Origin of the sequence: Pusillibacter faecalis (assembly GCF_018408705.1) — a bacterium.
Lineage (GTDB): Bacteria > Bacillota > Clostridia > Oscillospirales > Oscillospiraceae > Oscillibacter > Oscillibacter faecalis.
This window is the reverse complement of sequence record NZ_AP023420.1, coordinates 1,604,228-1,617,106: the sequence shown is the minus strand read 5'-3', so window position 1 is coordinate 1,617,106 and position 12,879 is coordinate 1,604,228. Positions and strand designations below refer to the sequence as shown.

At 58.1% G+C, this 12,879-nt stretch carries 10 protein-coding genes; all 10 read right to left on the bottom strand.

Annotation, left to right across the window (positions count from 1 at the left end; genetic code table 11):
• Positions 1 to 69 precede the first annotated feature (69 nt).
• Positions 70 to 720, bottom strand: coding sequence for a potassium channel family protein (locus tag KJS55_RS08165; RefSeq protein WP_187032058.1), 651 nt, complete (start codon positions 718 to 720; stop codon positions 70 to 72).
• Positions 721 to 760: 40 nt separating this feature from the next.
• The gene (locus tag KJS55_RS08160) at positions 761 to 2,095 is read right to left on the bottom strand and encodes a TrkH family potassium uptake protein (RefSeq protein ID WP_187032060.1); all 1,335 of its coding nucleotides are present in this window, start codon (positions 2,093 to 2,095) and stop codon (positions 761 to 763) included.
• Positions 2,096 to 2,368: 273 nt separating this feature from the next.
• A complete protein-coding gene (locus tag KJS55_RS08155; protein WP_187032062.1) occupies positions 2,369 to 2,557 on the bottom strand; it encodes a hypothetical protein in 189 nt (62 codons plus the stop codon).
• A gap of 146 nt (positions 2,558 to 2,703) precedes the next feature.
• Positions 2,704 to 3,618: a hypothetical protein gene (locus tag KJS55_RS08150; RefSeq protein ID WP_187032064.1), complete on the bottom strand. Its 915-nt coding sequence runs from the start codon at positions 3,616 to 3,618 to the stop codon at positions 2,704 to 2,706.
• Between the two features lie 49 nt (positions 3,619 to 3,667).
• Positions 3,668 to 4,342 (bottom strand): potassium-transporting ATPase subunit KdpC, encoded by a 675-nt coding sequence (kdpC, locus tag KJS55_RS08145; protein WP_187032066.1) that lies wholly within the window; start codon positions 4,340 to 4,342, stop codon positions 3,668 to 3,670.
• 15 nt (positions 4,343 to 4,357) lie between these two features.
• On the bottom strand, positions 4,358 to 6,403 hold the full coding sequence (gene kdpB / locus KJS55_RS08140; RefSeq protein WP_187032068.1) for a potassium-transporting ATPase subunit KdpB: 2,046 nt from the start codon (positions 6,401 to 6,403) through the stop codon (positions 4,358 to 4,360).
• A gap of 14 nt (positions 6,404 to 6,417) precedes the next feature.
• A complete protein-coding gene (locus KJS55_RS08135; RefSeq protein ID WP_187032070.1) occupies positions 6,418 to 8,229 on the bottom strand; it encodes a potassium-transporting ATPase subunit KdpA in 1,812 nt (603 codons plus the stop codon).
• Positions 8,230 to 8,259: 30 nt separating this feature from the next.
• Entirely contained in the window at positions 8,260 to 8,337 is a 78-nt protein-coding gene (gene kdpF, locus KJS55_RS17675; protein ID WP_187032075.1) for a K(+)-transporting ATPase subunit F, read from the bottom strand.
• Positions 8,338 to 8,715: 378 nt separating this feature from the next.
• The gene (locus KJS55_RS08125) at positions 8,716 to 11,379 is read right to left on the bottom strand and encodes a sensor histidine kinase (RefSeq protein WP_187032073.1); all 2,664 of its coding nucleotides are present in this window, start codon (positions 11,377 to 11,379) and stop codon (positions 8,716 to 8,718) included.
• A gap of 473 nt (positions 11,380 to 11,852) precedes the next feature.
• The gene (locus KJS55_RS08120) at positions 11,853 to 12,821 is read right to left on the bottom strand and encodes an iron-containing alcohol dehydrogenase (RefSeq protein ID WP_213543099.1); all 969 of its coding nucleotides are present in this window, start codon (positions 12,819 to 12,821) and stop codon (positions 11,853 to 11,855) included.
• Positions 12,822 to 12,879: the final 58 nt, after the last annotated feature.

The following is a 12,879-nucleotide window of genomic DNA, read 5'->3' as shown; positions in this document are numbered from 1 at the left end:
ATCTCCTCTCTTTGTCAGGCATCCGGAGAAAGCCGCGGCTACTTCTTCAACGTCCCGCAGCCGTCCACACTAGATATGAAAACATTTCTGTGCATCCCGGTAGGTCCCCAGCGCCAGCAGTGTGCAGTGTTCCGGCAGGCAGGTGTCCGGAGTAATCACAGTCATAAAAAATTTACCATCCTGCTTAATCGCCAGAATATTGATGTGATGGCGCTTTCGCACATCCAGCTGCCCAATGGTTTTTCCGACCCAGCCCTCCGGGACGGATACTTCAAAAATCGCGTGGTCGTCTCCCAGAGCAATGTAGTCAGAGATATTGTCTGAGCTGTAGCGGATGGCGGTCCAGATCGCCACCTGCTTTTCCGGATAAACCACCTCGTCGGCGCCGTTGCGCAGCAGAAATTTAGCCTGCACATCCCGCGCGGCCCTTGCCACCACCAGTCTGGCCCCCAATTCCTTCAAGAGGGAGGCCGTCTCCAGAGAGCTTTGGAAATTGTCGCCAATAGCCACAATGCACACGTCAAAGTTCCGCACACCCAAGGACGCCAGAAAATCCTCGTTGGTACTGTCTCCAATCTGCGCGTTGGTCACATAGGGCAGCACCTCATTCACCCGGGCCTCGTCCTTGTCCACCGCCATCACCTGATGGTTTAATTCGTTGAGCTTCAGGGCGATGTGCCGTCCAAAGCGCCCCAGTCCAATCAGTAAAATTGCTTTCATGGTTCCTCCTGATCCCTTCCATTTGCGTCCTTCAGACGCTTCATCCAACGGTAATTCTCTCCTGGGGCAGCTTGGCTCCTCCGGTCTGTGTTTTGGACAGAGCCGCAAAAATCAGAGTGAGCCCACCAACCCGACCGAAAAACATCAGAACAATCAAAATCAGATGGGAGAGCGCTCCCAATTCCGGCGTAAGCCCCAGGGATAACCCCACCGTCCCCACGGCGGAGGCCGTCTCAAACAGGCACGAGAGCACGGGGAGGTCCTCCACGCCGCTGATCACCAGCCCTCCCCCCAAAAACAGCGCCAGATACATCATGAGAATGGTGGATGCCTGAAGTACGGTTTCATGGGAGACCCTCCGCCCAAAAAACTGCGGATTCTCCCTTTGCCGAAAGACCGCCAGGGCGCTGGCCAGCAGCACCGCCAGCGTGGTGGTCTTCATACCGCCGGCGGTGGAGCCTGGAGAGCCGCCGATCAGCATCAATAGGGTGGTGATGGCCTGCCCGGTCTCGCTCATGGCTGTGAGGTCCGCAGTATTAAAGCCCGCTGTTCTCGGTGTCACCGCTTGGAACAGGGAGAGGAGCACCCGTTCCTTCATGGGAGCCCAGGAAAACTCACAAAAGAAAAAATAAACCGCCGGAATCAGAATGAGCGCCAGGGTCACTGTCAAAATGACTTTGCTCTGCATCCGGTATTTCCGCAGACGCAGACGATTGGTCCGGATGTCGTCCCAGGTGAGAAACCCAATGCCCCCCAGGATAATCAGCAGCATGATGGTGATGTTGACCACCGGATGCGCCGCGTAATCCGTGAGAGATGAAAAGGGGGCCTTGATTCCCATCAAATCAAAGCCTGCATTGCAAAATGCCGATACCGCGTGAAACAGCGCGTACCAAGCGCCCTGGAAAAAGCCAAATTCCCTGGAAAAAGTCGGAAGCAAAAGCGCCGTACCCGCCAGCTCCATCACCAGCGCCGCTTTCAAGATAAAACCCGTCAGCCGGACGATGCCGCCCACCTTGGGTGCCGCAATCGCCTCCTGCATGGTGCTGCGCTGCATCAGTCCGATCCTGCGGCCGGAGAGAATTGCAAAGGCTCCCGCCACCGTCACCACGCCCAAGCCTCCGATCTGGATCAGCAGCAAAATGACCAGCTGTCCGAACGCCGACCAGTAGGTTGCCGTGTCATGAATGACAAGGCCCGTCACGCAAACGGCGGAGGTGGATGTAAACAGTGTCTCCAGAAACGGCGTCCTCACGCCCTCTCTGGTGGAAATCGGCAGCATCAGCAGCACGCTGCCTGCCAGGATGACCAGCAGGAAGCCCAGTATCATGGCCCGCAGGGAAGTTGTATGTCTGTTTGCCCGAATCGGCCACATGGGAGGATGCCCCCTTACCTGATCTTTATAAAAACTTTATGTGTTCATTATCCACATTCCGTTTTAAGGGGGTATTAATATCCTGTAATCCGCATTAAGGCCGCATAAAGATGTGGATTACATTCTCCGCCTCAGGTCCCGCAGCGATGGACAAATCGACAGCAGCGCATTGGCTATCGCCCGGCGGACAGTTTCAGCCCCGCTATCCGCTATTATACCCAGACTGCGATAAAATGCAACCGGCGGCTTTGTGCGTGTCCCCGTATGGCCCGGTCACAGTCCGCCGGACAGCCATGCCGCCTGCAGGGCAAGCGCACCTGCGCCAAGCGCTACCAGAATCAGGGCTGCCAGCGGCACACCCATAAAGATCAGCAAAATTCCCAGGCCCTGATGCCGGAGCATAAACCGCTCCGCCTCTGTATGAAACCAATGTTCCACCTGGGCAATTTCCTTTTTCAGCATTTCTGATCTCCTCCTTTCTGGCTCATCATAATCCCGTGGAGTTTAAACCGGGAAAAAGATCGGATCTGGGGAGTTAAGGTGCCATAAATGCCGTGCAAAAAGCGTGGACAGCCCGCAGGCCGTCCACGCTTTTTAATATGTTTTTTCTACTGCGGCCTTTTGCCGGTGTCGTCTAACGGGCCGTTCAGCGGAAAAACCGCCTTCATGAAAACCTGCTCGGCTGCTCCCACATCATGGTCGGCTCCGAAATAGATCCGCCGCCCCGCGCTGTCCAGCAGCTCAAACTGATTTCCCTGACAGATCAGCCGAAACTGCAGTTCGTCCAGCGTCCGGTAAAGGGCCAGCACCCACTCAGTCCAGTCCAGGGGCCAGTCGCCGGCAAGCTCGCTCCAAAGCCATTCAAACTCCGGAGGATAGACCCTCCGTTCCAAAAACAGCCACCAGAGGCATTGTTTTTGCTCCAGGCTCAGTCCGGCCAGCCGGTCAGAAAGGCCGGCCTCCTCCGCCAGCTGCACATAGCAAAAGGACAGCGTGCGGTCTATCTCCGTCAGCTCCTGCTGCTCCAGGAAATCCGCGTATTTCCATTCCAGCGCAGCCACCGGCGCCCCCCGCCCCTCAATCCGCAGCAACTGTGCAAGGCACTCGGCGGCGTCCGCATCGGGAAGCTGCACATTCAGGTACAAGCCACGCAGCTCTCTTTGCCAGACCCCCGAGGTGTTATGCTGACGCATCGTCAGCACGCCGTCGTCGCAGGAAAAGGAGAGTCCCGCCACCTCGCCATTGAACGCGGCCCCCACGGACCATACGGGCCACTGTTCTCCGATCCCGGCGAGCAGGGTTCCAAACTCCTCTCCATATTCTGCCACGGGGAGGGAGGCGTCCAGATATCCAATCTGAATCCGGGCGTCCCCGCTCTGGTACAACGTGCGGTGCGGAAGGTCAAACCAGCGGTCCAGCTCCCTGACCAGGCACAGCACCTGCCATGCCGGGGAGCGCTCCTCCGCCGGCGGCTGCGTCGGATGAAGGGTCCACTCCAGTGTCTTATCATATCGAAACAGCATTTGCCGCAACCTCCCTGCTTCCAAGCTGTGCGGGGGTAAAGCGCGCGCCTTACCGGCCCGTTTCAGAGATCAGGCCCATCTCCAGGGCGATATCCAGGTTCACACCCAGCACGTTCACCGTCTCTTCACCGAAGATCCCCAGCAGTTTGCCGGTGGTGTGGTCGGCCACAATCTGCTCCAGCGTCTCCTCGCTCAATCCGGAAGCCTCCGCCAGGGCCGGAATCTGAATTGCGGCAGACGCGGGGGAAACATGGGGGTCCAGGCCGGAACCGGAGGCGGTCATCAGGTCCGTGGGAATCTCCTCCCGGGCAACCCCTGGATTGGCGGCCAAGAACTCCTCAATATCAGCCTCTACCCGCTCCGTCAGAGCCGGGTTGGACGCCGCGTAGTTGTTGGAGCCGGAGCTAAGGCCCGCGAACTCACTGCCATCGTTGTAGAACTGGTTGCCGTCTGCATCCTCATAATAGGTATTGTAGTTGTATGCGGAGGGACGGCACTTCATAAAGTAAGGCTCCGTGAAGTCTTGGCCCACATTGGCCGCGCCGACCGCCTCGCCGTCGGCGGTGACAAGGCTGCCGTTTGCCTGGCTGGGGAAGATCACAGCGGAGAGGCCGCTCAGCACCACGGGGAATAAAAACCCGCACAGAAACAGCAGCACCAGTGTCACCATAACAGCCTGCCGCAAAGAGTGGGAAAACCGATTCGTTTTCGTTGTATCGTTCATCTTCCAATAACCTCCTTAGAAGCCCATTGCCAGCAGCAGGGGAGCAATGATCATGTCAATGATCTTGATTCCGGCAAAGGGTGCGATGACGCCACCCACACCGTAGATCATCATGTTTCTTGCCAGCATCTTGCCAGAGGACATGGGACGATACTTCACGCCCTTCATCGCAAGGGGGATCAGGCAGGGAATGATGATGGCGTTGAAAATCAGGGCGGACAGGATCGCGCTGTACGGCGTGGTCAAATCCATGATATTCAAGACCGCCAACGCGGGAATGGCCTGCATGAACATGGCGGGGATGATGGCGAAGTATTTGGCGATATCGTTTGCGATGGAGAAGGTAGTCAGAGAGCCGCGGGTAATGAGCAGCTGCTTGCCGATCTCCACCACCTCCAGAATCTTGGTGGGGTCCGAGTCCAGGTCCACCATGTTGGCCGCTTCCTTGGCGGCGGTGGTGCCGGAGTTCATGGCAAGGCCCACGTTGGCCTGAGCCAGAGCGGGGGCGTCATTGGTGCCGTCGCCGGTCATGGCCACGATCTTGCCCTCAGACTGCTCCTTCTTGATCAGGGCAATCTTGTCCTCTGGCTTGCACTCCGCCACAAAGCCGTCCACGCCGGCCTCCTTGGCAATGGTGGCGGCGGTGAGGGGGTTGTCACCGGTGCACATGATGGTCTTGATGCCGATGGCCCGCAGGCGCTGGAACCGCTCCACCATGCCCGGCTTCACGGTATCCTTGAGGTAAATCACACCCAGCACCCGGTTATTTTCACACACCACCAGAGGGGTGCCGCCCAGGGACGAAACCTTTTCCACGTGGGTATGGAGATCTGCGGGAATCTTGCCCCCTGCCTTTTTCACATACTCTTCAATCGCGTCGGACGCTCCCTTGCGGACCTTGGTGCCGTCTGGCAGGTCCACGCCGCTCATCCGCGTCTGGGCCGTGAATTCCAGGAAGGCAGACCCCTCCTGCTCCACACTGTTGTCCCCCAGCCGGCGGGCCAGCTCCAGGGTGGATTTGCCCTCGGGTGTTTCGTCATGCAGACTGGTCAGCGCGGCGCAGCGAATGAGGTCGCTACGGTTTGCCCCCTCCACCGGAAAGAAATCCGCAGCCAGCCGGTTGCCGTAGGTAATGGTTCCGGTTTTATCCAAAATCATGGTGTCCACGTCGCCGCAGGCCTCCACGGCCTTGCCGGACATGGCGATCACATTAAACCGCGTCACACGGTCCATGCCGGCGATGCCGATGGCCGAGAGCAGTCCGCCGATGGTGGTTGGAATCAGGCAGACCATCAGTGCGATCAGGGTAGAGGTGGGCAGGGACACTCCGGAATAAACGCCAATGGGATACAAGGTGACAATGACGATCAGGAAAATGATGGTCAAGGAAATCAGCAGGGTGGTCAGCGCGATCTCGTTGGGGGTCTTTTTCCGGGAGGCGCCCTCCACCAGGGCGATCATCCGGTCCAGAAAGCTGTTGCCTGGCTCTGAGGTGATCCGGATTTTGAGCCAGTCGGACACCACTGTGGTGCCGCCGGTGACGGAGCAAAAATCTCCGCCGCTCTCCCGCACAACAGGTGCGGATTCGCCGGTGATGGCGGATTCATCCACCGAGGCGATGCCCTCGATCACCTCGCCGTCGCCGGGAATGATCTCACCGGCAACCACCATGACGATATCGCCCTTTTTCAGCTCGCTGGAGGGAACGATGGTCTCCTCGCCGTTCTCATCCAGGCGGTGGGCCTCCGTGTCCTTTTGGGTCTTTTTGAGGCTCGCGGCCTGGGCCTTGCCCCGGCCCTCCGCCACGGACTCGGCAAAGTTGGCAAACAGCACCGTAATCAGCAGAATGATGGAGACCACCAAATTATAAGTACGAAGGCCGCTGTCTGCCTCACCAAAGAGGCCCGGAAAAATTGCCAGAATCAAAGTGATAACAAAGCCCACCTCGACTACAAACATGACCGGGTTTTTGATCATGTAGCGGGGGTCCAGCTTTTTAAAAGAACCAAGGAATGCCTGGTTTAAAATTTCAGGCGTCAGCAGTTTTTGCTTTTTGCTCATAACTTCAATCCTCCTCAGCCCCAAAGAGTCAGATGTTCTGCAATGGGGCCCAGTGCCAGCGCGGGGAAGAAGGTCAGCGCTGCAAAGATATAGACCACGAATACCAGGATGACCGCAAACGAGAACGTGCTCGTGCGCAGCGTGCCGGCGGATTCATTGACAAACCGCTTCTTCATCAAGGACCCGGCAATGGCCAGCTGAATCACAATGGAGAGATAGCGGCCAAAGAACATGGCAAGACCTGCCGTAATGTTCCAGAAATAGGAGTTATCCGCCAATCCCTCAAAGCCGGAGCCGTTGTTGGCTGCGGAAGAGGCATACTCGTAGAGCACCTGGCTCAGGCCGTGGAAGCCCGGGTTTGTGATGCCGGCGCGTCCGGCATCTGTGGCCACCGCCAGTGCAGAGAACGCCAGAATCAAGAAGGGATGAATGATGATGCAAAGAGCGGTGAGCTTCATCTCACGGCCTTCAATCTTCTTGCCCAGATACTCCGGCGTGCGGCCCACCATCAGTCCGCAGATAAACACCGCGAGAATGGCGTACATAATCATGTTCATCAGTCCCACGCCCTTGCCGCCAAACACCACGTTGAGCATCATGTGCAGCAGCGGAATCATGCCGCCAAGAGGCGTGAGAGTATCGTGCATGTTGTTGACCGTGCCGGTGGTAAAGGAGGTTGTTGTCGTGGTGAACATGGCGGACTGGGCAATGCCAAAGCGGACCTCCTTGCCCTCCATGCTGCCCATGGACTGGCTCAGGCCGATGTTCGCCAGGGCGGGGTTGCCCTGCAGCTCGGCCCAGTAGCAAACGCTCAGGCCGACCAGGAAGATGATGCCCATGGCCGCAAAGATACTCCGGCCCTCCCGGCCGTAGATGGAGGCGGTCAGGCTGTGCTCTCCCAGGCGGGGTCCGCGCTGAGAATCCGCACGGCTGCTGTGCATGACGCCGCCGGACACGCCGCCCTTGCCGTCGTCATCGTCGTCATCGTCCTTGTGCCTGCGGTCGCGCACCATCTTGCCGAAGGTGATGACACAGGCGCCAGGCAGCAGCATCATGGAGTAAAGCTCGATCAGGTTGGAGAGAATCGTGGGGTTTTCCAAGGGTGTGGTGGAGTTTGCTCCCAGGAAGCCGCCGCCGTTGGTGCCCAGGTGTTTGATAATTTCCAGCGCCGCGATGGGACCCATGGCAATCACCTGGAAGGTGCCCTCCAGGGTCTTCACCACCACGTTGCCCTCAAAATTCTGGGGCACGCCCTGCCATACCAGCAGCAATCCGCCCACCAGGGAGAAGGGGATCAGGATGCGGGTGGTGATCCGCACCAGGTCCACAAAGAAATTGCCGACATTCTCGGTGCTCTTTCCCGCAAGGCCCCGGATAAAGGCGATGCACGCCGCGTATCCGCTGGCCGCGGACACAAACATCATGAAAATAATGACCAGCATCTGAGAGAGATAGCTCAGGCCGCTCTCCCCAGAGTAGTGCTGCAGGTTGGTGTTGGTCATGAAGCTGATGATGGTATTGAACGCCAGCGTCGGCTCCATGTTCCCGATTCCGTTGGGGTTAAAAAACGGAAGGCTCTGAATGCGCAGGATCAGGTAGCCAATCGCCACCATCACGCCGTTGGTTCCCACCAGGGCCAGCGCATACTGTTTCCAGTTCATGCCCTTATGGGGATTCACTCCCCCCAGCCGGTAGATCACACCGTCCACCCGGTCAAAGACCGGATCGCCCAGCGTGTGCTTTTCCGCGGCAATGTGATACATATACCGCCCTACCGGAATGACAATGATCAAATAAATGAGGATTGTCAGTGCCAGTTGCAACATATGAAATTCCTCCCAATGCTTACTCGTTCCTTAGAATTGCTCCGGATGGGCCAGAGCGTATACCAAATACCCGCCCAGCAGCAGGACCATAACTCCCAGTACAATCATAGCGATTCTCCTTTGATCCGATTATTCCTGTGCGTCGACCTGCTTTTGGCACCATTTCTCCAGCAGCCATACCAGGCCGAAGGAAACCAACAGGGTTCCCACCATCAAAACATCCATCATACGAATTTCTGCTCCTCTCTGCATTCTCATCAGCGCGGATGCCTTTTCGCCATCTACAGGCCCATGGTCGTCCCAGGCCTGCAGCATGTGGCCAGTCTTCAATGCCGGGGTGAACAACCGTGTTCTTTCATCCTGAGCACGCAAAATCAGGCCGCACTGCTTCCCCGTTTTGCGTTCCTAAGCATATCGCAGGCCGCAATAAGTAGGGATTAAGGAAATCGCGCAGGCATTAAGGAAGTATGAATATCCGCCCTCTTTTCACCGCTCGCCGGCGGCCGGCAGGGTGAACCGGAACACCGTGCCCCTGGGCTTGTGGTCTGCGACTTTCAGCTCACCACCGTGTTGGGTGATGATGGTTTGGCACAGGTTCAAGCCCAGACCCAGGCCCCTTTGACAGTCCGCCCTGCCTTGTCCTGCCGTGTAAAACAGGTCGAACAGGTGCTTTTTCGCCTCATCTGGGATTCCGGGGCCGTCATCTGAGATGGAGACTTCCACCATGTCCCCCTTCCGCTCCGCGCTCAGAGCGATCTGTGATCCTGCCGGCGTATATTGGATGGCGTTGTTGACAATGTTGATGATGACCCGCAGAATCAATCCGGCGTTCATCCGTGCCATCAGCATCGGGTCTTTCATCGTCACAGAGATATGGTGGTCTCTCGCCCTTCGGTCCACCTGCCTGACCGCCGTTTTCAGCACATCCTCCAGCAGTTCCGGCTCCATCTGCACGCCTCCATTTTCAATCCTGGTGGCGGTCAGCAGATTTTCCGTCAGGTTGATCAGCCAGCTGCAGTCATCATAAATCCCCGTATAAAGCCGCTGCCGGGCGGCGCTGTCCAGCGTACTCTCCTGCTGCATCAGAATCCCGGCGCTGCCGCTGATGTTGGTCAGCGGCGTGCGCAGATCGTGGCTGACAGCCCGGAGCAGATTGGCCTGCAGGTGTTCTCTTTGCGCCGCCAGGGCCGCCTCCCGCTTTTCCTCCCGCAAGCGCAAGCGCTCCAGACTCAGCCCGCATTCGTTCAGGATCGCAACCATCAGATTTTTTTCAAATGCATCCGGAATGGAATAACCGGAGATGGGAATTCCCACAATCCCCATAACTCCCCGCGTTCCACGCACAGCCAAAAACAGCCACTGTGCATCCGGCAGGGTGTTGGTGGTGGCTCCGGCGTGCTTGTTGTTCTTCTGTACCCATTTGGCGACGCCCAGATCCTCTGTCGTCAGCCCCTCCAGGATCTTGGCCTGATCCTCCGGCTCGGCGCGGAACGCCAGCTCCGCGCCCCCCTTTTCCAGGGCGTAGATAACCGGCCGGTCAAAGAGCCGATTCAGCTGCTCTGCGGCCAGCTGCAGGCACTCCCACTCGCCGCGCCCCTGCTGGAGCTTTTGGCTGTTCTCCAGCAGCAGCTCCGTATAGTAGCTTTTCTGCGCCGCAAGCCTCGCCTGCGTCTTGACCCGGCTTGCAAGAGAGCTGGCAATCACGCTGGAGAGCAGCATGATGAGGAAGGTAATCGGGTAGCTGGGGTCCGTGGCTTGGAAGGTAAAGCGGGGCTCCGTGAAGAAAAAGTTAAAGGACGCCACGCTTAAAACAGAGCTGACCACCCCATACAGGTGCCCGCTGGTCCACACAGCTGTCGCCAGCACGCCCAGGATATAGACCGCGATGATGTTGGATTCCCGGAGGCCCGCCGCATAAAAGCCAAGGCAGATCAGCGTCGACAGCGCCAAAACCAACGCCGCCTTCCCCACGTCCTTCCAGGAAAAGGCCGGCCCCGGCCTCCGGAGCCTTCCCAGCGGCTTTTTATAGAGCGGCTGCTGGTCGGGAATGATGTAAATATCCAGGTCCGTCAGCTCAATCAACCGGTCGGCAAGACTTTTTTTCTTCATAAGCGGGCTTTGCCGGTGATTGACGCGCCCCATCACAATTTTGGTCACGCCGCTGACGCGGGCGTACTCGGCAATCTGTACCGCCGGATCAATGCCATATACGGTGGAGATCTGCGCACCCAGCTGTTCCGCCAGCCGTAAATTACTTCTCAGCCGCTTGATATTCGCGCCGGAGAGCTCCTTGGATTCCGGCGTCTGCACGAACAGGGCGGTGAAGCCGCTGTGAAAAGCCTCCGCCATCCGGGCGGCTGTGCGGATCACCTTTGCGTTGGAGGGAGCGGAGGAGAGGCAGATCAGAATATGCTCCCCGGCCCGGGCACTTTGTCCTTTGCCATCATGCACCGCCGCACGGTTCAGCCGGTCCGCGGTCCGGCGCATGGCAATTTCCCGCAGCGCCGCCAGATTCTCAATGGTAAAAAAGTGATCCAGGGCCTGCTTGCTCTGGCGCTCCTGGTAAACCTTCCCGGATTGAAGCCGCTTCACCAGGTCTGCCGGTTCAATATCCACCAGTTCCACCTGGCTGGCCGAGTCAAACACCCGGTCCGGTATCCGTTCGCTGACCACCACCCCGGTAATGGAGGACACCAGGTCGTTCAGCGACTCCAAGTGCTGCACGTTGACCGTGGTGTAGACATCCATGCCCGCGCGCAGCAGCTCCTCAATGTCCTGGTATCGTTTCGTGTGGCGGCAGCCAGGCGCGTTGCTGTGGGCCAGCTCATCCACCAGGATCAGCTGCGGGGTCCGCCGCAGCGCGGCGTCCAGATCAAACTCCCGCAGATGGATGCCCCGGTAGTTGATCTCCTTGCAGGGAAGCTCCTCCAGGCCCTCCAGCAGCGCCAGGGTGTCAGGACGCGTATGCCGTTCCACATAACCGACGACCGTGTCAATTCCCTCTTTTTTCGCCTGGTGCGCGGCCTCCAACATGGCATATGTTTTGCCGACGCCTGCCGCATATCCGAAAAAGATCTTCAGCTTCCCAGGCAGCTGTGCCTTTTCTGCCGCTTCCAAATCCGGCAGATATTCGTGATGTCGTTCCTCCACGTGATCCTTCCTCCCCCTCAGCAGCCTATCCCCAATGGCTGCCGCGCCCAGAGATACATGCGATTGCACATTTTTAAAAAGCGTATCATGGTGTACCTTATGGAAGCATGAAGATTTTTTTTTCGTTATAAATACCGCATAAAGAGCGGCGCCGCGTCTTAAACACAGCGCCGCACCGGCAAGTGCCCTATTTTTGCGCAGGAAGCTCTCTTGCTGCATGATCTTTCACGCGTTTCCCCCAGCCAGTCACACATTGGGCCGGTCAATGGAAAACGCGTCTGAGAGATGGCAGCCAAATATCTCCAGAGTGAAACCGCCGCGTTCATTGCGTTCGAGCATATGTGAATCAGGTTTACCGGGAGTTCCCTTCATAAGAAAACATCCCCCGCAGAATTTTTTCTGCGGGGGATGTTTTCAAAAAAGCTTGCTCATCAAGCCGTGCAGGCCGTGAGGCGTGCTCTGCATGGCTGCCTTTATAAATGTTGGAGATTTGAAATGAGGTCGTCCGACAGACGTTCGAGGACACCCAGATCCCAGGCCATCTGAAGAAGGGTATAGCGCGGGCGGACCTCCTTGGCGTACAGAAGGGTATCTCTGAGAAGCCGCCCGTCCACCCCAATCTCCTCCGGCAGACAGGGGGACTGCAGGGACCGCAGCAGCTCCATCACCTCGGCGGAGCCAGGCAGCTCCGCCAGCAGAGCCGTGATCTCCTCCCAGTGGGACTGTATGGCGTCGATCCGGGCCAGGCGCCCGGCAGATTCATTCTTCCGCGACGCCTCCTCCAGGGCAATCACACCCTCCGCCGCCGGGCCGTATGCACGGTGGATGGCCCGCTCCCATGCCTCCGGGGAATAGGACCGGGCGGACTCCCTGGCGGCGTCAAAGTCCACCTTCGTGCCGCGGAGCTTTTCCGCCAGCTTCAATACCAGCACCGTGGCCACGCCCACCTGAGTCCCGTGGGGAACTGGCCGCAGACCCCGCTGCTCAAACCACATCTCCCAGTAATGGGACATATGGTGCTCGCAGCCGGAGGCCGGCCTGGAGTTCCCATACAGGCTCATGGCAACCCCCGTTAATACCAACCCCTCCATAATCTTGCCAAGGACCTCCGGATCGCGGTCCTTGGCCTTTCCCGCGTCTTTCAGAACGTTTTGGACGCAGCTTTCCACCAGCCCCGCGATGTTTTCGCAGTAATGCTCGCGGTTGATCAGCCTTGACAGCTTCCAGTCGCAAAGGCAGGTGAACTTTCCCAGAAGGTCCCCCAGGCCGGCGGCGATCATGCGGTAGGGAGCGTTCTTCAAAATCTCGGTGTCTCCAAGGATGACGGTGGGAGTCTGGGCCTGGAAGGTGGTTTTCAGGCTGTTGACATTGATGGCCGCGATGGAGGAGGCAAAGCCGTCCATGGGCGCGGCGGTGGCCACGGTGAAAAAGGGCCGGCCCATGCGGTGGCTGAAAAAAGCGGGTCATATCGTTGATGGCGCCGGTTCCAACAGCCACACA